The organism is Dyella sp. Tek66A03, from assembly GCF_052567735.1.
The window spans coordinates 2,750,124-2,776,055 of record NZ_CP199584.1 but is presented as its reverse complement, the minus strand read 5'-3'; the positions used below and the strand labels follow the sequence as shown (position 1 = coordinate 2,776,055).

The 25,932-nt window shown below is 62.9% G+C and carries 11 protein-coding genes; 8 read left to right on the top strand and 3 right to left on the bottom strand.

All coding sequences use genetic code 11. The annotated features are described in order from the left end of the window. Positions 1 to 316 precede the first annotated feature (316 nt). The 7 genes from ACT01B_RS12180 to tkt all read left to right on the top strand — a co-directional run bounded on the left by ACT01B_RS12180 (position 317) and on the right by tkt (position 17,665). Positions 317 to 8,929: a GH36-type glycosyl hydrolase domain-containing protein gene (locus tag ACT01B_RS12180; RefSeq protein WP_445143524.1), complete on the top strand. Its 8,613-nt coding sequence runs from the start codon at positions 317 to 319 to the stop codon at positions 8,927 to 8,929. A 132-nt stretch (positions 8,930 to 9,061) separates the two neighbouring features. Next, a complete protein-coding gene (zwf, locus tag ACT01B_RS12175) occupies positions 9,062 to 10,447 on the top strand; it encodes a glucose-6-phosphate dehydrogenase (protein ID WP_445143523.1) in 1,386 nt (461 codons plus the stop codon). Further along, entirely contained in the window at positions 10,441 to 11,136 is a 696-nt protein-coding gene (locus ACT01B_RS12170) for an HAD family hydrolase (RefSeq protein ID WP_445143522.1), read from the top strand. Before zwf ends, ACT01B_RS12170 begins: the two co-directional genes overlap by 7 nt. A 2-nt stretch (positions 11,137 to 11,138) precedes the next feature. Continuing rightward, complete coding sequence (gene tal, locus ACT01B_RS12165) at positions 11,139 to 12,227, top strand: transaldolase (RefSeq protein WP_445143521.1); 1,089 nt, start codon at positions 11,139 to 11,141, stop codon at positions 12,225 to 12,227. Then, complete coding sequence (gene pgi / locus ACT01B_RS12160; protein ID WP_445143520.1) at positions 12,224 to 13,912, top strand: glucose-6-phosphate isomerase; 1,689 nt, start codon at positions 12,224 to 12,226, stop codon at positions 13,910 to 13,912. Before tal ends, pgi begins: the two co-directional genes overlap by 4 nt. Beyond that, positions 13,909 to 15,561, top strand: a complete 1,653-nt coding sequence (gene pgm, locus ACT01B_RS12155; RefSeq protein ID WP_445143519.1) for a phosphoglucomutase (alpha-D-glucose-1,6-bisphosphate-dependent) — start codon at positions 13,909 to 13,911, stop codon at positions 15,559 to 15,561. Before pgi ends, pgm begins: the two co-directional genes overlap by 4 nt. Positions 15,562 to 15,616: 55 nt before the next feature. Then, the gene (gene tkt, locus ACT01B_RS12150; RefSeq protein ID WP_445143518.1) at positions 15,617 to 17,665 is read left to right on the top strand and encodes a transketolase; all 2,049 of its coding nucleotides are present in this window, start codon (positions 15,617 to 15,619) and stop codon (positions 17,663 to 17,665) included. An 18-nt stretch (positions 17,666 to 17,683) separates the two neighbouring features. Here the strand turns inward: tkt and gnd are convergent, their stop codons facing one another. The 3 genes from gnd to ACT01B_RS12135 all read right to left on the bottom strand — a co-directional run bounded on the left by gnd (position 17,684) and on the right by ACT01B_RS12135 (position 21,526). After that, the gene (gene gnd, locus ACT01B_RS12145) at positions 17,684 to 18,589 is read right to left on the bottom strand and encodes a phosphogluconate dehydrogenase (NAD(+)-dependent, decarboxylating) (RefSeq protein ID WP_445143517.1); all 906 of its coding nucleotides are present in this window, start codon (positions 18,587 to 18,589) and stop codon (positions 17,684 to 17,686) included. 70 nt (positions 18,590 to 18,659) lie between these two features. Then, positions 18,660 to 20,183 carry a mercuric reductase gene (locus tag ACT01B_RS12140; RefSeq protein ID WP_445143516.1) on the bottom strand — a complete coding sequence of 508 codons (1,524 nt, stop codon included), beginning with the start codon at positions 20,181 to 20,183 and terminating at the stop codon, positions 18,660 to 18,662. After that, positions 20,183 to 21,526 (bottom strand): glucoamylase family protein, encoded by a 1,344-nt coding sequence (locus tag ACT01B_RS12135; protein ID WP_445143515.1) that lies wholly within the window; start codon positions 21,524 to 21,526, stop codon positions 20,183 to 20,185. The genes ACT01B_RS12140 and ACT01B_RS12135 overlap by 1 nt, the downstream gene beginning before the upstream one ends. A 333-nt stretch (positions 21,527 to 21,859) precedes the next feature. Here ACT01B_RS12135 and ACT01B_RS12130 point away from each other — a divergent pair, with 333 nt between their 5' ends. Then, on the top strand, positions 21,860 to 25,777 hold the full coding sequence (locus tag ACT01B_RS12130; RefSeq protein WP_445143514.1) for a GH36-type glycosyl hydrolase domain-containing protein: 3,918 nt from the start codon (positions 21,860 to 21,862) through the stop codon (positions 25,775 to 25,777). Positions 25,778 to 25,932: the final 155 nt, after the last annotated feature.

Here is a 25,932-nt window from a genome sequence, read left to right as displayed (position 1 = left end):
GGTTCCTCATCGAGCTGCGACACGCCGATCATAGGATGGCAGCCGTCCAACAGCCAGAACTGTTCAGGGGCGCCCTGAGGTCGGTGCCTTCCGAGCATTGTCCGTGGTCGATGCGTGCGCGCCTGCTGCGTACCGGCGGCGTTGCCGCGAAGGCTGCTTTCACGCGACCGTCCCCGAGCCTGGGTTACAACAGCTTCCCGTTCCCGGAGACAGGCTGGCGCATGCCTGCAACGACATCTTCTTGCGGCTACTTGCCGCGCCGAATGATCTGTCGAAGGGACAGCGACCCTTGAAGATCGGCAACCCGTTCGCCTCCATGAAGATTCGTTCACCCTGGGTCGCGCTAAGTCGACCGTCCACGTCTCGCGAAAGCATCGAGCAGCAACCGGCACTTCGATCGGAGCTTTTCAGTGCCGATCAAATGGATCTGTACGGCGCGGTGCTGGCGGGCAGGCATCGAGCCATCGCCGAGTCGAAGGCAAACCCCCTGCTGGCACGCCTCGCGGACAACAAGCTGCTATTGGCGCGCACCTGCGAAAAGCTGACGCACGCCATCAGGGCTGGCCGTCGCGTCACGCCAGCGGGCGAGTGGCTGCTCGACAACTACTATCTTGTCGAAGAGCAAGTCCGCATTGCACAGAGGCATCTGCCAAGAAGCTATAGCCGCGAGCTCCCCAGCCTCGCGAGCGGTGCGTCGGCGGGACTTCCGCGCGTCTACGACATCGCGTTGGAGACGATTTCGCACGGCGATGGCCGCGTCGACAGCGAGAGCCTCACGCGCTTCATCGCCTCGTATCAAACCGTGTCGCCCTTGACGCTGGGTGAGCTTTGGGCGATCCCGATCATGCTTCGACTGGCGCTGATAGAGAACCTGCGCCGCGTGGCCGCCCGCGTCCTGGTCGAATGGAAAGACCGCGGCCTGGCGGCCCAGTGGGCTGACCGGATGACGGAGATCACCGAAACCGATCCCAAGAGCGTCGTGCTCGCCGTTGCCGACATGGCGCGATCGGATCCATCGATGTCCGGTTCGTTCGTTGCTGAACTGACCCGGCGCCTGCAAGGGCAGGGGCCTGCGTTGGCGCTGCCGCTGAACTGGATTGAGCAACGGCTCGCCGAGTCGGGCCTGAGCATTGAACATCTCGTGCAAATGGAGACTCAGCAGCAAGCGGCTGACCAAGTTTCCATTGGCAACAGCATCGGCAGCCTGCGCATGCTGTCGGCCATGGATTGGCGCGAATTCGTGGAGAGCACGAGTGTGGTTGAGCACACGCTGCGCCTGGATCCCTCCGGGGTTTATCCGAAGATGGATTTCGCCACGCGAGATCACTACCGCCACGTGGTGGAGCGGCTTGCCCGGCAGAGCGCGCTTGCGGAAGGCGAGGTCGCGCGAGCCGCCCTGGATCTGTCGCAAGACAGTTTTTCGCAGTCCGGCCAGGCTTCCGTCGAGACGCATCTTGGTTGGTATCTCGTCGACAAGGGCCTCCCCAGCCTGCAGCGACGGATCGGCTCGGGTCGAAGCTTGTCTGTTACCTGGCAGCGCTTTCTTTCGCGGCCGCCGCTCAAGCTCTATCTCGGACTGATCCTGCTGGCGACGCTGCTGTTCGTGTGGCCGCTGGTATCGGCGCTGTACCACAGCGGCTTGCGCACCTGGTTGTGCGCCATCCTGGCCGTCCCTCTTGCGCTGGCCGCCAGTCAGCTATCCATTGCCCTGGTGAACTGGCTGGCGACCATCACGGTCAAGCCGCAAATGCTGCCGCGCATGGACTATTCCTCCGGCCTGCCCGAGCAGGCGCGCACGCTGGTCGTGGTGCCGTCGTTGTTTTCAACCCCGCAGGACGTCGCTGATCTCATCGATGGACTGGAAGTGCGTTTCCTGGCCAATCGCGACAGCTTCCTCCACTTCGCGCTGCTGTCTGACTTCGCCGATGCGCAGCAGGAGGTATTGGAGCAAGACGCCTCGTTGCTGGCCTTGGCCCGGCAGCGTATCGAGGCGCTTAATGCCACCTATGCCGAAGCCGAAGGCGATCGATTCTTCCTGCTGCATCGGCCTCGCCGCTGGGAGCCGGCCGACCAGCTGTGGATGGGATACGAACGCAAGCGCGGAAAGCTCGCTGAACTCAATGCACTCTTGCGCGGAGGCAGCAGCGAACGGTTCCTGATGATCGTCGGTCGCCGCGACTTGCTTGCCAAGATCAAGTACGTCATCACGCTGGATACCGATACGCAGCTGCCTCGCGATTCGGCGCACCAGTTCGTCGGCGCCATGGACCATCCCCTCAACCGGCCGGTGATTGATGCGGACCGCCGACGTGTCGTCGCGGGTTTCGGTATTCTGCAGCCCCGGGTCGGTGTGAGTCTTGCCAGCGCAACGCGGTCCGCCTATACGCGATTGTTCAGCAGCGGCGCCGGCGTCGACCCCTATACGCAGGCGGTTTCCGATGTCTACCAGGATCTCTTCCATGAAGGATCCTTCATAGGCAAGGGCGTCTATGACGTGGATGCGTTTGAAGCCACCATGGGCGGGCGCTTTCCCGACAACAGCATCCTCAGCCACGATTTGCTGGAGGGCTGCTATGCGCGCTCGGGCTTGATCAGCGACGTGGAGCTCTACGAGGAATATCCGTCCCGCTACAGCTCCGACGTGAGTCGTCGTCATCGCTGGATTCGCGGTGACTGGCAACTGTTGCCCTGGTTGATGCTGCGCACGCCCACCCAGGAGGGGCTGCGCGAATGGAATCCCCTCTCAACACTCTCCCGCTGGAAGATTCTTGACAACCTGCGTCGCAGCCTGGTGCCGGCTTCATTGCTGGCCTTGCTTCTGGTCGGTTGGTTTTGCGTGCCCCGGCGGCCATGGTGGACCGCCGCCATTCTCGCGGTCGTGTTGGTGCCGCCGCTGCTGGCCTCGCTGGTCGACCTGCTGAGGAAGTCGCGCGACATGAAGCTCGGTCAGCATGTCCGCGTCGCGCTTCAGTCCAGCGGGCAGCACTTTCTGCATGCGCTGGTATTGCTGGCCTGGTTGCCACACGAGGCGCTATACAGCCTCGACGCCATTCTTCGCACCCTCTGGCGCATGTGCTTCAGCCGACGTCGCATGCTTCAGTGGAGCGTCTCCAGGGATACCGAGCGATCCAGTGCGGGGAGCCTGGCCGGCTTTTATCGCCTGATGTGGGTCTCGCCGGCACTGTCCATCGCCGTGGCCGCGGGGCTTTTGCGCTGGCAGCCGGCGATGAGTCCGGAGGCCGGCTTTTTCCTGTTGCTTTGGTTTGTCTCGCCGATGCTCGCGTGGTGGATCAGCCGGCCCATCGGACGTGAAGCGTATACGCCCTCTGCTGGCGAGCTGCGATTCCTGCGTATGCTGTCACGCAAGACCTGGGCGTTTTTCGAGACGCATGTCGGCCCCGAGGACCATTGGCTTCCGCCGGACAACATGCAGGAGCAGCCGGCTGTCGTGGTGGCGCACCGCACGTCGCCCACCAATATGGGCTTGTCGCTCTTGGCGAATCTGGCGGCTTACGATTTTGGCTATGTCACCATGACGCGTCTGCTCGACCGCACCGAGAAGGCACTGCATACCATGCAGTCGATGGAGCGCTATCGAGGGCACTTCTACAACTGGTACGACACGCTCACGCTCAGGCCGTTGCCGCCGTGCTACGTCTCTTCGGTGGACAGTGGAAATCTGGCGGGACACCTGCTTACGCTGCGTGCGGGCCTGCTGGCCCTGGCCGATAACACACTGTTCGATGTACGCCTGCTCGAAGGCTTGAAAGATACGCTCGACGTCTTGCGCAAGGCGGTGCTGGACACCAGCGGGCCCACCGACTCGCTGGATGGCTTGCGGCTCGCTTTGCGCGCAGCCATGGAAGCCTCGCCAACGAGCATGGACGACGCCCAGGCGGTTGCTGGGCAATTGCTGGCCGAGAGTGAGGCCGTGGCGGCGTCTCTGCACGCGCAGGATGGCGGCGAGGTCCAATACTGGATTCAAGCCTTGCTGGAGCAATGCCGCGACATCCATGGCCATACACGCCAGCTGACGCGCCTGCCGGCGATCGAGGCAGTGGATGGGCAAGCCCATCTTCCGACGTTGCGTCAGGCCACACAGATCGATCCGGACAGCGACAGCGAAGCGCAGGCGCAGGCGGCCAGGCTATTGGCCACCATCGACAGGCTTGCCAAACAGGCCGGCGAGATGGCGGTGATGGACTTTGATTTTCTATACGACGGTCAGCGCGATCTGCTCTCGATCGGCTACAACGTGGATGAGCGCCGGCTGGATACCAGTTTCTACGATCTGCTTGCGTCGGAAGCGCGGCTGGCAAGCTTTGTGGCGATCGCGCAAGAGCAACTGCCCCAGGAAGGCTGGTTCACCCTGGGAAGGCTCTTGACCACGGCAGCGGGCCTGCCCGTGCTGCTGTCCTGGACGGGCTCGATGTTCGAATACCTGATGCCGATGCTGGTCATGCCCAGCTACGGCGACACCTTGCTCGACCAGACTTGCCGGGCCGCCGTCGCAAGGCAGATCGAATACGGTGACCATCTGGGCCTGCCATGGGGCGTTTCCGAATCGGGTTACAACACGTTCGACGCCCAGTTCAATTACCAGTACCGGGCCTTTGGTGTGCCGGGGCTTGGCCTCAAGCGTGGCCTTGGTGAAGAAATGGTGGTTGCGCCTTATGCCACGGTGCTGGCCTTGATGGTGGCGCCGGCTGCGGCGAGCGCCAACCTGCGCAGGCTCGTAGGTGATGGCCTGGAAGGGCGCTTTGGTCTTTACGAGGCGGTTGACTACACGCCCGCCCGCCTGCCGCGCGGGCAGGAGGCCGCAGTCATCCGCTCCTTCATGGCACACCACCAGGGCATGAGTCTGCTGGCCCTGGACTACCTGCTGCAGCAGCGGCCGATGCAGAAGCGATTCGAGTCCGACCCCTCGCTGCAGGCAACCCTGCTGCTGTTGCAGGAACGCGTTCCGAGGGCGGCGGTGGAGTTTGTGCACGCGACGGAATTCCCCTCGCTCGACACGATGGCGCCATCGCCCGAGCCGACCTTGCGCGTGTTTACCGATCCGGACCGGGCGCGCCCGGCGGTGCAGCTGCTTTCCAATGGTCGCTATCACGTGATGGTGAGCAGTGCCGGTGGCGGCTACAGCCGCTGCCGCGAACTGGCCGTCACTCGCTGGCAGGAAGACATCAGCTGCGACAACTGGGGCATGTTCTGCTATCTGCGTGATGTAGCCAGCGGTGAGTTCTGGTCGAGCTCGCATCAGCCGGCGCTGAGGGAAGTTGAGCACTACGAGGCGATCTTCTCCGATGCGCGCGCGGAATTTCGCGTGCGCGAGCAGGACTTCGACGCGCATACCGAGATCGTGGTGTCGCCCGAGGACGACATCGAGCTTCGCCGCATCCGCATCACCAATCGCGGCCGAACATCGCGCACTATCGAAGTCACCAGCTATGCCGAGGTGGTGCTCGCCCCGGCCATCGCCGATGCGATGCACCCCGCCTTCAGCAACCTGTTTGTGCAGACGGAACTGTTGCCGGCCTTGCAGGCCATCATGTGCACCCGGCGTCCGCGATCGAGCCAGGAAACCGTGCCGTGGATGTGCCACCTGATGGCGGTGCATGACGCCGATGTCGATGAAATCTCATACGAGACCGATCGTGCCCGCTTCATCGGGCGCGGATGCAGCGTGGCCCGTCCCCAGGTGATGAGTGGCCAGGGCGACAACCACCGTCGCCTGTCGAACAGTCAGGGTTCGGTCCTTGACCCCATCGTGGCCATCCGCTGCCGCATCTCGCTGGAACCTGGGCGTTCGGCCGTGGTGGACTTGGTAACCGGCGTCGGCCAATCGCGCGATGCCTGCCTGGGGCTGATCGCGAAGTATCGCGATCGCCATCTGGCCGACCGCGTGTTCGACCTGGCCTGGACCCACAGCCAGGTGTTGCTGCGCCAACTCAATGCGAGTCTGGCCGATGCGCAGCTGTACGAACAGATGGCCACGTCCATCATCTACGCGAACCCTGCATTGCGCGCCGAGACGGGCATTCTGCGCGCCAACCGTCGTGGCCAATCGGGCCTGTGGGGACAGTCGATCTCGGGTGACCTGCCCATTGCACTCGTGCATATCGGCGACCTGTCCAATATCGAACTGGTACGGCAGATGGTGCAAGCGCATGCGTACTGGCGGCTCAAGGGGCTGACGGTGGATCTGGTGGTCTGGAACGAGGATCACGCCGGCTACCGTCAACAACTGCAGGACATGATCATGGGCTTGATCGCCTCGGGCGTGGAGGCGAGCCTGATCGATCGCCCAGGCGGCATCTTCGTGCGTTCGGTCCAGCAGATATCCAATGAGGATCGCGTCCTGGTGCAGGCGGCAGCGCGCCTGGTGCTTTTCGACAATGCGGGCAGCCTGGCCGAGCAGGTGGGGCGTCGGCGCTTGCGCACGCGGCCGGCGCCACTGAGGATCACGGCCAGCTATGGCGACGCGCCAGAGCCTGAAGCGCCACCTCCGTCGACGCGGGAAGGGTTGTCGTTGACCAATCCCTATGGCGGCTTCAGTGCGGATGGCAGCGAGTATGTGATCGACCTGGAAGAAGGCAAGCCAACGCCCGCGCCGTGGTCCAATGTGCTGTCCAACCCGCAGTTCGGCTGCGTGGTATCCGAAAGCGGCGGTAGCTATACCTGGGCCGAGAACGCGCACGAATTCCGTCTCACCCCATGGGCGAACGATCCCGTCACGGACGCCAGCGGCGAGGCCATCTACCTGCGCGACGAACAGTCGGGTCACTACTGGTCGCCCACGCCCTTGCCGCGACGTGGCAGCGGCCCTTACCGGACCCGTCACGGTTTCGGCTATTCGGTGTTCGAGCATGACGAGCGCGGTATCCATAGCGAGCTGTGGACGTATGTCGATCTGGAAGCCCCGGTCAAGTTCAACGTGCTGAAGATACGCAACACGTCCGGCCGGGTACGGCGGCTTTCCGCCACGGGCTACGTCGAATGGGTGCTGGGTGATCTGCGCTCGCGCACGGCCATGCATGTGGTGACCGAAACGGATCCGGTGACCGGCGCCATCTTCGCCCGCAATGCCTACAACATGGAGTTTCCGGGTCGGGTGGCATTCTTTGACCTGCACCATCATGCGCGAACGCTCACTGGTGATCGCGCGGAATTTCTTGGCCGCAACGGCAATCGCCAGGCGCCGGCGGCGATGGCGCATGCGCGTCTCTCGGGCCAGGTCGGTGCGGGGCTGGACCCGTGCGCGGCCCTGCAGTTGGCCTTCGAGCTGGACGATGGCGATGAGTACGAGATTATTTTTCGATTGGGCGTTGCCGGCGATGCGAAGGCAGCAAGCGACATGGTGCAGCGACTGCGAGGGCAGGGCACGGCGACCTCGGTGCTTGACGCCGTACGCATGCATTGGCGCTGGACGCTCGGCAAGGTACAGGTGCAGACGCCCGATCCGGCGGTGAATGTACTCGCCAACGGATGGCTGATGTACCAGACCATGGCATGCCGCTTTTTCGCGCGCAGTGGCTACTACCAGTCCGGCGGCGCGTTTGGTTTCCGCGATCAGTTGCAGGATTCGATGGCGATGATCTACGCCAGTCCACATCGTGTACGACAGCACCTGTTGCTATGTGCGGCCCACCAGTTTGTCGAGGGAGACGTCCAGCATTGGTGGCACCCGCCGCTGGATCGGGGTGTGCGCACGCAGTGTTCCGACGATTATCTATGGCTGCCGCTGGTAACCAGCCGCTATGTACTTACGACGGGCGACCATGGCGTGCTCGATGAAAGTGCCGGCTACCTGGAAGGGCGGCTGGTCAATCCGGATGAAGAGTCCTATTACGACCTGCCGGCTCGCTCGGAATTGCACGAGAGCTTGTACGGGCATTGCGTGCGGGCCATTCGGCACGCCTCGCCACGTGGCGTCCACGGACTGCCGCTGATCGGTGCCGGCGACTGGAATGACGGCATGAACAAGGTCGGCGAGCATGGCCGCGGCGAGAGTGTCTGGCTCGGCTTTTTCCTCTACGACGTGCTGCTGCGCTTCGCACCGATCGCGCGCGGCAGGGGCGACGTGCCGTTCGCGACCTATTGCGAGGCTGAAGCGGCCAAGCTCCAGGTCAATCTCGAAGCGCACGCGTGGGATGGCGCATGGTATCGCCGTGCCTACTTCGACGACGGCACACCGCTGGGCTCGTCCAGCAACGATGAATGCCGGATCGATTCGATCGCGCAGAGCTGGTCGGTGCTTTCGGGCGCGGCAAGTGAGCAGCGCACCCGGCAGGCCATGCAATCGCTGGATCAGTACCTGGTGCGTCGTGACGTGGGGCTGATCCAGCTGCTCGATCCTCCGTTCGATCGATCCGCACTCGATCCAGGCTATATCAAGGGCTATGTGCCTGGCGTGCGCGAAAACGGCGGCCAGTACACCCATGCGGCGATCTGGGCGACGATGGCCTTCGCCAAGCTTGGCGACGGTGCACGTGCGTGGGAGTTATTGCGGATGATCAATCCGGTAAACCATGGATTGACCCACGAGGCGATCGACACCTACAAGGTGGAACCTTATGTGGTCTCGGCCGATGTCTACGCCGTGGCCCCACACGTGGGGCGGGGCGGGTGGAGCTGGTATACCGGCTCGGCGGGGTGGATGTATCGCCTGATCATTGAATCCTTGCTGGGACTTCAGCTGGAGGGCGAACGCCTGTGCATCACGCCGGTACTGCCGCCGGACTGGGCCTCGTTCAAGCTGGACTACCGGCACCACGAGACCGACTACCACATTACCGTTACTCGCACCGACGATCTCATCGACGGCATCCAACTGAGCCTGGATGGCAAGCCGCAGGCGGATCAATGCATTTTGCTGTTCGATGATGGCCTGGATCACTACGTGGACGTGCGCTTGCGGAGCGCCAGCTAGGGATGCTCTGAACCATTCGACGAGGACGTCACGCCCTGGCCATGTGGTCCTTGCGTGCTCTTAACGTGGTCTCAGCCAAGCTCAGTGTTTCCCGCGTACCAGATGTATGTGGCAACGACATAGGTTCACTTCATGAGCGCCATTCGTTCCGACGCCTTCGTCTTCTTTGGTGCGACGGGCGATCTGGCGTACAAGATGATCTACCCCGCATTGCAGGCGCTTACGCGTGCCGGTGAGCTCGACATGCCGGTCATTGGCGTGGCTTATGCCAACTGGACAGCGGAGCAGCTGCGCGAGCGGGCGCGCGACAGCCTCAAGGTGCACGGCGGTATCGACGAGGAGGCCTTCAGCCGGCTCTCCGCGCGACTGCAATACATCGATGGAGACTATAACGACCCGGCAACGTACGACCGTCTGAAGCAGGCCTTGGGCGGCGCCAGTCACCCTCTGCATTACATGGCCATCCCGCCCAGCATGTTCGGCACGGTCGTCCATGGCCTGGCGAGATCCAGCTGTGCCAAGGGCGCGCGCATCATCATCGAAAAACCGTTCGGGCACGACCTGGCATCCGCCAGGGCCCTGAATCAAACCTTGCACGAAGTCTTTGCCGAGTCTGACATCTTTCGTATCGACCACTATCTGGGCAAGGAGGCCGTGCAGAACCTGCTGTACTTCCGCTTTGCCAACACCTTTCTTGAGCCGGTTTGGAATCGCACCTATATCGAAAGCGTGCAGATCACCATGGCAGAGAACTTCGGTGTGCAAGGGCGTGGCGGCTTCTACGAAGAAACCGGCGCCATCCGCGACGTGGTACAAAACCATTTGCTGCAGGTGTCCACCTTGCTGGCGATGGAGTCGCCGGTCGGACGAGACGCCGTGGCCATGAGTGCCGAGAAATTGCGCCTGTTTCGCGCGATGCGCCCATTGCGCCCTGAAGACGTCGTGCGGGGCCAGTTTCGCGGCTACCGCGACGAGAAGGGTGTGGCGGCGGACTCCCAGGTGGAAACCTTCGCCGCGCTGTGCCTGCATATCGACAACTGGCGCTGGGCTGGTGTGCCTTTTTATATACGCACGGGCAAGTGCCTGCCCATCACCTGCTCGGAGGTATTCGTGACGCTCAAGCATCCGCCCTTGGCCGTGTTCGACGACGTGCTGCCAACGCAGGCCAATCATTTTCGATTCCGCGTCAGCCCCGAAGTCATCATTTCCCTCGGCGCCCAGGTGAAGCAGTCGGGCGAAGCGATGCGTGGAGAGTCAGTGGAACTGGTGGCGCGGCATCAAACACAACGCGATGAGCTGCCTTACCAGCGCCTGCTAGGGGGTGCGATCCACGGTGACGTCGCCCAGTTCACCAGCGATGAGTCCGTTGAGACCGCCTGGTCGGTAGTTGATCCGATACTAAACAACACGGTGCCTTTGATCGAATACGACGCGGGCAGCTGGGGGCCGGCAGCCGCCGACAGCATTATCAAGGGCGGCTGGCATAACCCGCAGCCGGAGGAGAGCAAGCCGTGCTGAAGACAGGATCGGTGGTGTTCCTTCTTGATGTCGACAACACCTTGTTCGATAACGATCGCTTCGCCTCCGACATTACGGCCACGCTGGATGCGCAGTTCGGCGAGGATGAGCGCAAGCGCTACTGGTCCATCTATGAAACGCTGCGGGACCGGCTTGGCTACGCCGATTATCTTGGCGCGCTCCAGCAATTTCGACTCGGCTGCGAGGCCAACCCGTCGCTGTTGCGGCTTTCCTCTTACCTGCTCGACTACCCGTTTGCCGATGGCTTGTACCCCGGCGCGCTGGAAACCCTCAGGCATCTTGGCACGCTGGGTACCACCGTCATTCTTTCGGATGGCGACATCGTGTTTCAGCCGCACAAGATCCATCAATCGGGCCTGTGGCAGGCGGTCGCTGGCCGGGTGCTCATCTATGTGCACAAGGAGCATATGAGCGAGCCCATGCAGCAGAGTTTCCCCGCCTCCCACTATGTGATGGTCGACGACAAGCCCCGGCTTCTGGCCGCCATGAAGCGCTTGCTCGGCGAGCGTCTTACCACGGTCTTCGTGCAGCAAGGCCACTACGCGGCCCAGGCCGAGTCCTCCACGCTCGATCCCGTGCCCGACGTGACCGTCGCTCATATTGGCGAGCTTGCCCGCTACGCGTTGTCCGATTTTCGTGCTGATCCTGCCTTTGTTTTACCGGAGTAGCCATGAAACCCACCCAGCAACTACATCAACTCGGTCAAAGCCTGTGGCTGGATAACATCACGCGGGAAATCCTCGACGACGGCACCTTGCGCCGCTACATCAAGGAGCTGTCGGTCACCGGCCTCACCTCGAACCCGACCATCTTCGATGGAGCCATCGGCGGCGGTCATGCCTACGACACGGGTATCCATGAAAAGGCCAGGGCCGGTCTGTCGGGTGAAGCGCTCTTCATGGAACTGGCGCTGGAGGATCTGCGTCGCGCCGCCGACCTGTTCCAGCCCGAGTTTGAGGCCAGCAATCAGCTTGATGGCTGGGTCTCGATGGAGGTGTCGCCCTTGCTGGCCAGCGACTCGGCTGGGAGCATCCAGGCGGCCAAGGACATCCATCGGCAAGCCGCGCGAGCGAATCTGTTTGTGAAGATTCCTGGTACCCCCGAAGGCATTCCTGCCATCGAAGAGGCGATCTTCACCGGCATACCGATCAACGTCACCTTGTTGTTCTCGTCTGAGCAATACGTGGCCGCCGCGGAAGCCTATCTGCGCGGCATCGAGCGGCGAGTCCAGGCCAAGCTCGATCCACGCGTCGGCTCGGTGGCTTCGGTGTTCGTCAGCCGCTGGGATGTGGCGATCAAGGACAAAGTACCGGCCGAGTTGCGCAACAAGCTGGGTATCGCGGTGGCTCAGGAGACGTATAAGGCCTATCGCGCGATGCTGGCGTCGCCGCGCTGGCGCGCACTCGCCGATGCGGGTGCCCGCGCGCAGCGCCTCTTGTGGGCGAGCACCGGCACCAAGGATCCGTCCGCATCGGACACGCTGTACGTGGAAGCCCTTGCCGCACCCGACACCGTCGACACCATGCCGGAGAAGACCCTGCTGGCGTTCGGCCAGCATGGTTCGTTGAAAGGCGTCATGGCCGAAGACGGCGGCGATGCAAGCAAGGTGCTCGCGGCATTTACCAAGGCCGGCATCGACCTGGATGCGCTGGCCAGCCAGCTGCAGAAGGATGGTGCCAAGTCGTTCGTCGCGTCCTGGCAACAGCTGTTGCAGCGTATTGCGGACAAAACCGAAGAACTTGCGCGGGCGGCATCATGAACGCCCAGGCCGGTGGCCCCGCGTTCCCCAACCTTACGCGGCTATCGTCATGGCATGCGCTCGAGCAGCATGTGGCGCAGGCGGGAAAGACGCACCTGCGCGAACTGTTCGCCGCTGACGGAGCACGCGGCGAACGCATGCACGCGGAGGCCGTGGGTCTGTACGTCGACTATTCCAAGCAGCGCGTCACCGATGAGACGCTGCGACTGCTGAGTGATCTGGCCGAGGCGTGTGGCTTGGCGGAGCAGCGGGCCGCGATGTTCAGGGGTGATCGCATCAACACCACCGAGAATCGCCCGGTCCTGCATATCGCCTTACGCGCGCCCGCCGATGCGAGCATCGAAGTGGACGGTAGCAACGTCGTTCCCAAGGTGCACGCGGTGCTCGACCGCATGGCCACGTTTACTCAATCGGTCCGCAGCGGTCACTGGAAAGGGCATACCGGCAAGCGCATACGCAACGTGATCAGCATTGGTATTGGCGGCTCGGATCTCGGGCCGGTGATGGCCTATGAGGCGCTGCGCCACTACAGCCAGCGCGACATGACGTTTCGCTTTGTATCGAATGTCGACGGCACCGACTTTGTCGAGGCGACGCGTGACCTCGATCCGGCCGAGACGCTCTTCATCGTCTGCTCCAAGACCTTCACCACCCAGGAAACGCTGACCAATGCGCATGCGGCGCGTGACTGGTGTCTCCGTGGCTTGGGCGGTGCCGACGCCGAAAAGGACGGCGCTATCGCGAAGCACTTTGTAGCGGTTTCGACCAACGCCAAGGGCGTGGCTGAGTTCGGCATCGATACCGAGCACATGTATGGCTTCTGGGACTGGGTGGGCGGGCGTTACTCGATGGATTCGGCGATTGGCCTTTCCACCATGCTGGCCATCGGTGACGATCAGTTTCGCGCCATGCTGGCCGGCTTCCACGCCATGGACGAGCATTTCCTGAGTGCGCCGATGGCGCAGAACCTGCCGGTGATCATGGGGCTGCTGGCAGTCTGGAATACCAACTTCCTCGACGCGTCGACCGTGGCCGTGCTGCCCTACGAGCAGTACCTCAAACGCTTTCCGGCCTATCTGCAGCAGTTGACCATGGAGAGCAACGGCAAGCATGTGACGCTCGATGGCGTGCGCGTGGATTACGACACCGGACCGATCTACTGGGGCGAGCCGGGCACCAACGGCCAGCATTCGTTCTACCAGCTGATTCACCAAGGTACGCGGCTGATTCCATGTGATTTCATTGGTTTCTACCAGCCGCTCAATCCCTTGATCGATACACACGGCCACGACCAGCATGACCTGCTGATCGCCAACCTTATCGCGCAGGGCGAAGCGCTCGCCTTCGGCAAGACTGCCGCTGAGGTGAGAGCCGAAGGCACCGCGCCTGCTTTGGTTCCGCAACGGCGCTTTGAGGGCAATCGGCCCAGCACCACCATCTTCGCGCAGCGGCTCGACCCTTACGCGCTCGGCAGCCTGGTGGCTCTTTATGAGCACAGCGTCTTCGTGCAAGGCGTGATTTGGGGCATCGATTCGTTCGATCAGTGGGGCGTGGAGCTGGGCAAGGCCCTGGCCAAGCGCACCGCTGCGCAAATCGCCGATCCAGGCGAGCCCGAGCTCGATCACGACAGCTCCAGCAACGCCTTGATCCGGCTATACCGGCAAAGGCGGAATGTGCGCTCGTGAGTACCACCATCAACCCGCTGGCCGGCAAGCCTGCGCCGCCATCCTTACTGTTCGATGTGGCGAAACTGGTCGCGGCCTATGCCGATCTGCGCCCCGATCCTGGCGTGCCAGCTCAGCGCGTGCAGTTTGGTACATCCGGGCATCGCGGCAGTTCGCTTGAGCGTAGCTTCAATGAGTGGCACGTGCTCTCCATCAGTCAGGCGATCTGCGAGTACCGCAAGAGCAAAGGTATCAATGGCCCGCTTTTCATGGGCATCGACACCCACGCGCTGTCGCAACCGGCGCAGGACAGTGCGCTGGAGGTGCTGGCCGCCAATGGCGTGGAGACCATGCTCGCCGTGGGTGGCGAGTACACGCCGACGCCGGTGATCTCGCACGCTATCCTCGGCTACAACCATGGACGTTCGGCAGGGCAGGCCGACGGCATCGTGATCACGCCATCGCACAATCCGCCCGACAACGGCGGCTTCAAATACAACCCGCCCAACGGAGGCCCTGCCGACACCGACATCACCGGCTGGATCCAGGATCGTGCCAATGCGCTGATCGAGGGCGGCCTCAAGGAGGTCCGCCGCATGCCGCTTAGTCGTGCGCGCCATGCGGGCACCACCCATGAATACGATTTTCTCGATGCCTACGTCGGCGATCTCGGCGGCGTGATCGATTTCGAAACGATCCGCAGTGCCGGCATTCATCTGGGCGTCGATCCGCTCGGCGGAGCCGGCGTGCACTACTGGAAGCCGATCGCGGCGCGCTACAAAATCGACCTTACCGTAGTCAGCGAAGAAGTCGATCCGCAATTTGCCTTCATGACGGTCGACTGGGACGGCAGGATCCGCATGGACCCTTCGTCGTCCTACGCCATGCAGCGGTTGATTGGACTGAAGAGTCAGTACGACGTCGCCTTCGCCTGCGATACCGATCATGACCGCCATGGCGTCGTGACGCGTAGCAGCGGTCTGCTGGTGGCTAACCACTATCTTGCCGTCATGATCGACTACCTCTTCCAGCATCGCCCGAAATGGGGTGGTGGCGCTGCGGTGGGCAAGACGGTGGTGAGCACCGGACTGATCGATCGCGTGGCCAAGCGCCTGCAGCGGAAGCTCTACGAGGTGCCGGTGGGCTTCAAGTGGTTCGTCGACGGCCTGTTTGGCGGCTCGCTCGGTTTCGGGGGCGAAGAGAGCGCCGGCGCGTCGTTCCTTCGTCGGGACGGCTCCGTTTGGACCACCGACAAGGACGGCATCACTGCAGCGCTGCTCTCTGCTGAAATCACCGCGCGTCGCGGCCGCGATCCCGGCGAGCTATATCGCGATCTGGTCGGCGAACTGGGCGAACCATGTGCCGATCGGGTGGAGGCACCTGCCACGCCGGCCCAGAAAGCCGCGCTGGCAAAGCTCTCGCCCAAGCAGGTGCAGGGCAAGCAGTTGGCGGGCGAGCCGATCGAGCAGGTGTTGGATCGCGCGCCAGGCAACGACGCGTCGATCGGCGGCATCAAGGTGACTTCGGCGAGTGGCTGGTTCGCGGCGCGTCCGTCGGGAACCGAAGACATCTACAAGATCTATGCAGAGAGCTTCAAGGATCAGGCCCATTTGAAATCCATCCTGCAGGAAGCGCAGCAGATTGTGGATGCCGCACTGAAGAACTCCTGAAAGTTGCAACACACGCACATTCGCATCGTGTCAGCGTGCTCTCTACAGGTGTCCCATGGCCAACGATCTCGACCAACGATCCATCAACACGCTTCGTTTTCTTTCCGTCGACATGGTGCAAAAGGCCAATAGCGGCCACCCCGGGCTGCCGCTTGACGCCGCGCCCATGACCTACGTGCTGTGGATGCACTGGCTCAGGTTCAACCCGCAAGACCCGGACTGGTTTGATCGCGACCGTTTCGTGCTGTCGGCCGGCCATGGCTCCGCGCTGCTGTATAGCCTGTTGCATATGACCGGTTACGCGCTCTCGATGGACGACCTCAAGCAATTTCGCCAGTGGGGCAGCAAGACACCAGGGCACCCGGAGCGCGGCGAAACACCGGGCGTGGAAACCACCACCGGTCCGCTGGGGCAGGGCATTGCCAACGCCGTGGGCATGGCCATCGCGGAAGCTCAGCTGGCTGCCCGCTACAACCAGCCAGGGCACACGGTGATCGACCATTACACCTATGCGATCGTCAGCGATGGCGACATCATGGAAGGTGTCTCGCAAGAGGCCGCGTCCATGGCCGGGCATCTTCAACTCGGCAAGCTCACCGTCCTGTACGACGACAACAGGGTGACGCTCGCGGCAGGCACCGACATGACCTTTACCGAGGATCGCGCCGCCCGCTTCGAGGCGTATGGATGGCATACCCTGAGGGTGGCCGATGGCAACGACCTGGGCGCCATCGACCAGGCGCTGCGCGCGGCCCGGAACGAAAAAGGCCGGCCAACGCTGATCCTCGTGCGCACGCATCTTGGCTATGGCTCGCCCGAGCAGGACACGACCAAGGCGCATGGTTCGCCCTTGGGCGCTGACAATGTGCGCAAGACCAAGGAGAATCTCGGTTGGCCTATCGAACCCGATTTCCTGGTGCCGGACGACGTTCTTAAGAACTTCCGCACCAAGGTAGATCAAGGGAAACGTGATCAGGCCGATTGGAACGTGCGGATGGGCGCTTTTGCCAAGGCCTTCCCCGAGCGGCATGCCGAGCTGATCGGATCCGTGAGCGGAGAGTTGCCGTCCGGATGGAATGCCGATATCCCGAGTTTTCCCGCGGATGCCAAAGGCATGGCCACGCGCGACGCCGTCGGCAAGAGCATGAACGCAAGCGCGTCCAAGCTTCCCGCACTCACCGGTGGCTCGGCCGATCTCGATAGCTCGACCAAGACCGCGCTGAAGGGCTTGGGCGATTTCAATCCAGACGCTACCAAGGGTGAAGACCTGCAGGGGTCCGACTCGGCGGGCTGGAGCCGGCAGGGCAGGAACCTGCATTTTGGCTTGCGCGAACATGCCATGGGCGCCATCGCCAATGGCATCGCCGCGCATGGGGGCTTGCTGCCGTTCGGTGCGACGTTCCTGATTTTCTCCGACTATATGCGCCCCGCCATCCGCCTGGCGGCCCTGATGGGGCTGCACGTCATTCACGTATTCACCCATGACAGCATCGGCCTGGGCGAGGACGGACCCACCCATCAGCCGGTGGAGCACCTGGCCAGCCTGCGGGCGATGCCTAGGCTGGTGCTGATCCGTCCCGCCGACGCCAACGAAGCGGCGGTCGCCTGGCAGGTGGCGGTGGAAACGCGTAGCCGCCCGGTGGCCCTGGCGCTCACCCGGCAAGAAGTGCCTACGCTTGATCGCGGTCGCTACGCGTCGGCAGACGGGCTGCGGCAAGGCGCCTACGTGCTTGGCGACGCGAAGGACGGCAAGCCGGAACTGATTCTTATCGCCACGGGCTCGGAAGTGAGTCTTATCGTCAAGGCGGCCGAGCGACTGGAAGCGGAGGGCGTCGCAGTGCGCTGCGTCTCCATGCCGAGTTGGGAGCTGTTCGAAGCACTCCCGCAGGCCAAACGCGACGCAGTGCTGCCGCCGTCAGTGAAAGCGCGACTGGCGGTCGAGCTGGGCGTATCGCAAGGCTGGGAGCGCTATGTCGGTGCGCACGGCGACATGCTGGGCGTTGAGCGCTTCGGCGCCTCCGCACCTATCGAGGTGCTGTTGCCCAAATACGGATTCACCGTGGACAACGTTTACGCGCGCGCGAAGGCCGTGCTCGGCAAGTGATGCCCGTAACCGCTGCGCTCATTCCTTCTTGATCGGATGGCCACCGAATTCATTGCGCATGGCCGACAGCAGCTTGTCGGAGAAGGAATCCTTGTCGCGCGAGCGCAACCGCTCGATCAGCGACTGGGTGATCACCGGAGCGGGCACATTGAGCTCGATGGCCTCGTCCACCGTCCAGCGACCTTCGCCGGAGTCGACCACGTAGGGCGCAATGCCGCTCATTTGCGGATTCTTCTGCAAGGCATCGGCGGTAAGGTCCAGTAGCCACGAGCGAATCACACTGCCGTAGCGCCAGAGTTCGGCAATGGCGTGCAGATCCAGGGCAAATGCCTGCTTTTGCTGGAGTATCGCGAAGCCTTCCGCATAGGCCTGCATCATGCCGTACTCGATGCCGTTGTGGACCATCTTCACGAAGTGCCCGGAGCCGACTGGGCCGACCCGACTCCAGCCCTGGTCCTTGCCCGGCGCCAGCGTTTCGAAAATCGACCTGAGGCGTTCGACGACCGCTTCGTCGCCGCCGATCATCATGCTATAGCCCTCGGCCAGGCCCCACACGCCGCCGCTGGTGCCGCAATCGACATAGGCAATGTCCTTGCTGGCGAATTGCTGGGCGCGGCGCAAGGTGTCTTTGTAGTAGGAATTGCCGCCATCGATCACGGTGTCGCCTGCTTGCAACATGGGCATGAGGGCATTGAGGGTGCTATCGGTGATTTCGCCGGCGGGCACCATCAGCCACAGCACGCGCGGTGCGCTCAGTGCCGTCACCAGGGCCGACAGCGATTCGCGCGACTGGGCACCCTTTTTCTCCAGCTCGCTACGCGCCTGCGCGTTCAGATCGAAACCCACCAGCTGGTGGCCGCCCTGCATCAAGCGTTGGGCCATATTGGCGCCCATGCGCCCGAGGCCGATCATGCCAATGTTCATACGATGTCCTCGACTGAAATCTCGATGTGTTTCTTGGTGATGGGCCGGGGAAGGGTGCTGCGCCGTTTTGTCATCGCGTCAGCGAACCCCGGAACCTGGCTTGTATCCGTGGTGTGAAGCGTGTCCGGTAATAGGCCTCGGCGGCCTTTTGAATCGCCTCGGCTTGGGTGGGATAGGCGTGGATTACCTTGGCCAGCATGCGCAGTCGGATGCCCGCCATGATGGCCAGCGTGATCTCGTTGATCATGTCGCCGGCATGGCGCGCGACGATGGTGGCGCCAAGAATCTTGTCCGTACCCTCAAGGACATGGATCTTCACGAAGCCGCGCTGCTCGCTGTCGGTCACCCCGCGATCGACCTCATGCATGGGTATGGTGAAGGTCTTGATCGGGATGCCAAGCCGATTGGCTTCTCTTACATACAGGCCGACATGGGCAATTTCCGGGTCGGTGAACGTGCACCAGGGCAGCACCAGGGCGCTCAAGCGCTCATGCCCGCGAAACAGCGCGTTCTGCACCACGATGCGCGCCGAGGCCTCCGCCGTATGGGTAAACCTGTGCTCCAGGCAAACGTCCCCGGCGGCATAAATGTTCGGCTGGCTGGTACACATGAAGTCGTCCACGCGTATGCCGCTCTTGGTGTCGTACTCCACACCGGCCGCCTCCAGGCCCAGCCCCTGCACATTGGGAGCGTAGCCAACGCCGGCGCCGATGACATCCACGGTAATGGTGTTTAGGTAGTCGTCGCTGACCAGGTCCACCAGCTTCTCGCCGCCCTCGATGCGTACCGCGGTGACGTTGGTATTGAGCCGAACTTCGACCCCGTCGCGCGCAAGCGCGTCCGACAGAATCTGTGCCGCATCACGCTCTTCATTGCCCAGGAACAGCGGCATGTCCTGCACAATGGTCGTTTTCGAGCCCAGGCGGCAGAACGCCTGCGCTATCTCGCAACCCACGGGTCCACCACCGATGATCAGCAGGCGCCGCGGCAACTCGGTCACGTCGAACACCGTCCTGCTGTTCAGCGGCTTGGCTTCGGCAAGACCTGGAATATCGGGAATGCCTACGCGTGCGCCGGTGGCGATCATGGCCTTGCCGAAGCGAATGATCTGGTCGTCGACCTTGATCGCGTCCGCTGCGATAAAGCTGGCCTCGCCAAAGAACACATCAATGCCCTGATCGACCAGTTGCTGGGCGGACTCGTTGCCACTCATATGCGAGCGAATGCGCCGCACACGGTCCATCACCGCGGCAAAGTCGAACTCGATACCCGTGGGAACCTGCGCGCCAAAGCGCCTGGCATCACGCATATCGGCATAGATCTGCGCGGTACGAATCATGGCTTTCGATGGCACGCTGCCGGTATTGAGACAAGCACCACCGATTCGGTCGCGCTCGATCAGGGCCACCCTGGCACCCAGGGTCGCCGCGGTCTTGGCAGCGACCAGGCCGGCCGGTCCGCCGCCGATCACCGCCAGCTGATAGCGCGCGGCCGGCTGCGGATTGATCCAGGACGGAGGATGCACGTTGGCGGTGCGATCGCGTTCGTAGATATCCTCGGGCGGAGCTGCCGATGCGTCCCATGAGTTGGCCATCAGCTCACCCCTGCGTTGCCGGCGGCGAGCTGGTCCAGCCAGCCTCCCGCAAAACCCGCTTTGCGCAGGCCGTTCATGAGATAGGGACATTCGCGCATCAGTGCCCACAGCCAGCCGCTACGGTGGTTCTCGATCATCATCATCATGACGCCCTGATCGAGGCCGTAATGCCCGGCAGAGACCCAGGGACAACCCTCGCTGTCGGCGAGCGTCGGGTTGAAACTGCTTGCCAGGCGTCCGTCGGTAATGATCTGCGGATACCGCGTCAGCATGTATTGCATGGCCTCGAGCGCGATATCGGGCGCAAACGGCAGTGATGCGACCACGGTCGGGCAGGACAGGGTGCCGTCATCGGGCCCAAAGGGCACGCCACGCGCCGCGTAGCCAAACAGGCGGTGCGTGACACCTGATACGCCAAGGACGTTGCCGACGGGACCGTCGCACGCGGTCAGGCCCCAGCAGTTTTCGTCGTAGCCGGCAAATTCGTACGGATTGCGTTGCGCATATTCGCGCTGGATGTAGGTGGCGCGTCGGGTGTTTTCAAAATAGTCTGAGCGTTTTTGCTGCATGAAGCTGTCGCGTATGCCGCGAAAGTCGATCCATGCATGCGAGTAGTGATGCACGAACAGCGGGCCGGCGTAGAGAAAATCGAAGTCGTACAGATTTTCCCACTGATAGGTCGCCGTCCATGCCTTGTAGCACTCCGCGGAGATTGGGTGCGTCGGCGAGCCCATGGCCAGCGCGTACAACACAATCGCCTCGCTATACCCCTCCCAGCCGTAATGCAAAAAACCGCATTCGGGCTTCCATCCCTGCCGGATCGTGGCGCCCCCATCCTGGGCCCAGGACCAGTCGATGCGACAATAGAGAGCATCGGCGAGCTCGCGCAGCTCGGTCTCTTGCGCGGTTGCCGCGGAAAAGTACCGTGCTGCTGTGAGCACGCCGGCGATCAGCAGCGCGGTGTCGATCATCGAAAGTTCCGATTGCCATACCCGCGTGCCGGTGTGCATATCGAGAAAATGGAAATAGAAGCCTTGGTAGCCGGTCGCCGATGGCGTGCCGCTCTGATCGCTGGCGGAAAAAAAACGCAGCGCGGCGAGACAGTATCGCGCCGCTTCGTCGCGTCCTATCCAGCCCCGCTCGACCGCCACCGGGTAACACGACAGCGCTAGCCCCACCACCGCAATGCTGACCGGAGAACCGTCGCGCGACGTATCGGCCACCAGGCCGTTGGACGGGTTCGTATTGCTCGGGAAGTACTCGAACGCGGCGCGCTGAAGCTGGTCAAGCCATGCGTCGTCCACCAGTGCGGAAGGTTGATTTAGCGGCAGTATTTTTGGCATGGAGTTCGGCTGGCCTGAGGCTGCTTTTCGCGGGCTGCGGCAAGTCGGAATTTCTTGCGTCAAGGGCGCAAAAGCTAGGCCCCCGGGTGAGCTCCAACCGCCTCCATGGGGAGCGCGTGTGCCATAGGCATGGCGGGCGAATTCGATAATGGCGCGACGAGGTGCATGTGTTGCGTGTAGAAAAAGGTAACGGAAGCTTGTTCGCTTGGTGGGTGCCGAAACCACGAGCCATGCCCGTCGATTTCACGAAGCATTACGCGGCGTTGCCAGTATGCTCGCGGACCAAGTCCACCCACTGGTCGATATCGGTCGCGCCCCAGCGTCCGCCATGGCATGTCAGTCCATCCGCCATCACGTCTCGATACCGCGTTGCAGGTTCAGCTGCTGTCGAACGGCAACCTCACCGTGGCGTTGAGCGCCGCCGGCTCGGGCTTTGGCCAATGGCGCGATGTCGCGGTGACGCGCTGGCGCGAAGACCCGGTCGGCGACGGATGGGGAAGCTACGTATTGCTGCGCGATGAGGAAAGTGGCGACGTATGGTCGGTCAGTCTTCAACCACTTGATGCTGGACCCGAACCGTATACGACCGAACTCTCCGGTAGTCATGCGCGCATTGCCCACCGATACGATGCGCTGCTCAGTTCGCTCGAGATCGCCGTCGACCCGCAAGGGGATATCGAATGGCGTCGCGTCTCGCTGACCAATACAGGTGATCGGCCTCGCGAGATCAGCCTCACGTCCTATATGGAACTGGTGCTGGGCCCGGCAGGAGCCGACGCGGCCCACCCGGCCTTTTCCAAGATGTTCGTCGAGACTGAATGGCTGCCACAGGAGCAAGTGCTCCTTGCCACCCGACGTCGACGCTCCCCGGGCGAACGGGAAGTCTGGGCGGCACACATGGCAGGCGTCGACGCGACGACGGATTCGGCGTGTGAATACGAGACCGATCGCATGCGCTTTCTTGGTCGCGGGCGCACGCTGCGTGACGCCTTGGCCATGCAACCCGGACAGGTGCTGTCGGGTACCCATGGCTGCGTGCTCGACCCGATTTTTAGCTTGCGTCGCCGGGTGAGGCTGGCTTGTGGTGACATGGTGACGGTGAGCTTCATGACTGCGGTCGCCGATTCGCGCGGCGCCGTGCTCGGTCTGCTGTCATCGGCGAACAAGGAGCGATCAAGCGACGAACTCCTCGCCAGCGCCAAGGCATTCAGTCTTGCCGGGCTTGGTCATCTTGGCATCGATCCCGGGCGAGCAGAGCGCTATGACAACCTCGTCGGCCCGCTCCTGTATGCGTGCAACGCATGGAGGCCGCCGTCCAGTGTGCTGGGTCTCGCCCAGGGCGGTGCGCCTGTGCTTTGGAGCGTCGGTATCTCCGGCGACCGGCCCATCGTGCTCTTGCACATCGGGGCCGAGTCGGCGCGCCCCTGCGTGACCGACGTGCTGTTGGCCCAGCGTTACTGGCAGTCCCGGCGCTTGGGTGTGGATGTCGTCTTGCTCCACGCAGGTCACGCCGAACAAAACGCCTGGTTCGCCGAGCTTGAGCTGCAGGCGAAGGCGCAGAACACGCTGCTTTCCGGCACGGCGGACGTCTCGCTGGCCCAGGCATTTGCGTTGGCTGGGCAAGACCTGTCTGAAACCCTGCGGACCGGCCTCATGACTGCGGCCCGCGTGGTGCTCGACGCATCGCAGGGGCTACCCGAACCGGCGCCGAGTGTGATCGAATGTTTGCCCAGCGGCTACCGACCCCGTGAGCGTGGACGTCCACGTGCGGGCAAAGGAGGCACTCGCGCATCCAGCGCCGCTGACGGTTCGGAATTCGGCAATGGCACCGGCGCCTTCATCGCCTCGGGTCGCAGCTATGCCATCGCGCTCGACGACGATCGTTGTACGCCGATGCCGTGGATCAACATTATCGCCAACCCGGATTTTGGCTTTCTGGTATCGGCCGAGGGTGGTGGTTACAGCTGGTCGAGCAATAGCCAGCAGAACACACTGACCCCGTGGCCCAACGACCCGGTCAGCGACTCGCCACACGACATACTCTATCTGCGCGATGAGGACAGCGGTGAGCTATGGAGCGCCACGCCGTTGCCGATTCGCGTGCCGGGGCGAAGCTATGCCGTCGAGCACGGCAAAGGATTCAGTCGTTTCAGTCATGAGGCGCACGGCATCGGCGTGGAGCTATCCCAGTTCGTCCCGCCAAGCGATGCGATCAAGCTGTCCCAGCTAAGACTGCGCAACAGCTCGACCCAGGTTCGGCGCCTGTCGGTAACCCTGTATGTCGAATGGGCGCTGGGTGCCAACGGCGTGGTGGCCGCGCCCTTCGTGGTGACCTCGCGCGATCCGACCACGGGCGCCTTGCTGGCCCGCAACCGTTGGCGGGCGGCATTTGGCGACAGGGTGGCCTTCATCGACCTTGCGGGCCAGCGTTGCCCAGGTACCGGCGATCGCCTGGCTTTTCTTGGGCGTTATGGAACCGTCGCCCGTCCTGCCGCGCTTGCCGATGGCGCGCCACTGGAAGAGCGAACTGGCGCGGGACTTTGTCCCTGCGGCGCACTGCAGACGGTCGTAGAAATTCCACCCGGCCACGACATCAGCGTCACGGCCATGCTTGGCGAGGCCAACTCGGACGATGCCGCGTCGGCGCTGATCGAGAAATATCGCCAGGCGGATTTGGATGCCCTGCTGGGCGAGGTGCGCAACCAGTGGAATGAGGTGCTCGACACTGTGCAGGTGCGCACACCCAACCGCGCCATGGATGTACTGCTCAATGACTGGCTTTTGTATCAGGCGCTCGCCTGCCGCATGTGGGCGCGAACGGCCTACTACCAATCCAGCGGCGCTTACGGCTTTCGCGACCAGTTGCAGGACGCGATGGCCTTGTGCATCGCCTGCCCGCAAGTCGCTCGCGAACACCTGCTTCGAGCCGCAGGCAGGCAGTTCGCGCAGGGCGATGTGCAGCACTGGTGGCTGCCGCCGGCCGGGCAGGGTGTCCGTACGCACATAAGCGATGACCGCCTCTGGCTTCCCTATGTGGCCGCGCACTATGTCGCCACCACGGGCGATACCGCCGTGCTGGAAGAGGCGCTGCCTTTTCTGGACGGCCCGCCGATCAAACCGGGCGATGCCGATGCGTTTTTTCAGCCCGGCATATCGAATGAAAAGGCCAGCCTGTACGAACATGCGGCGCGCGCCATCGATACCAGCCTGACCCAAGGCGCCCATGGGCTGCCCCTGATGGGTGCCGGCGACTGGAACGACGGCATGAACCTGGTGGGTGCCGAAGGGCGGGGCGAGAGCATCTGGCTGGCGTGGTTCCTGCTCGCCACGATGGCGGCATTCGAACCGTGGGCGCTGGCGCAAGGCGACGAGGATCGCCTCGACACCTGGCGGCACTTCGCCGGTGGCCTGCGCAAGGTACTCGAGAGCGAAGCTGCATGGGACGGCGACTGGTATCGGCGCGCCTACTACGACAGCGGACTGCCCCTGGGCTCGCATGAAAGCGATGAATGCAAGATCGACGTGATCGCCCAGTCATGGAGCGTGATCGCCGGCCCGATCAATGTTGAACATGCCGTCAAGGCGATGGCCTCAGTCGATCGGTACCTGGTGATGCACAAGGAAAAAATCGCGTTGCTGCTGGCACCGCCGTTCGATCGGACACAGGCAAACCCGGGCTATATCAAGGGCTATCCACTGGGTATCCGCGAGAACGGTGGGCAATATACCCATGGCGCCACCTGGTCGGTATTCGCCTATGCAAAGCTGGGACAAGGGGAGCGCGCCATGGCGACCTTCGACATGCTCAACCCGATCCTCCACAGCGATACAGCGCAAGCCGTCGATCGCTACAAGGTCGAACCGTACGTGTCCTGCGCGGACGTCTATTCGGTGGATCCCTACATAGGACGCGGGGGCTGGACTTGGTATACGGGTTCGGCGGGTTGGCTATATCGCGCGGGGATGGATGGCATGCTTGGCTTCCGGCGACAGGCAGGCTATTTGCTGCTGGACCCGTGCATACCCGCCTCCTGGCCGGGCTTCAGCATGACTTATCGGCACCGCGGACCCACCTCGGGGATCACCCGTTATGAGATCACGGTGGAAAATCCCGACGCAGTTTGTCGCGGCGTCGCGCTGGCCGACCTTGACGGTGCCATCTTGCCCTCGGACGACCAGCGCATTCCCCTCGTAGATGACGGTCGGCTGCACACGGTGCGCATCGTGCTCGGTGGCGACAAGCTCGAGTGAGCTGGGGATATTGGCGATCCAATACGCTGATACCGGGGGACCGGGGTGGCCGACACGGCGAAGCTGCCGACATGGGGCTTCGTACGCGAGCTTGGCGCGTTCTCGTTGTTAACGCAGCGCATGACTTCACGGGTGTCGTAGACAACGCGAACGCT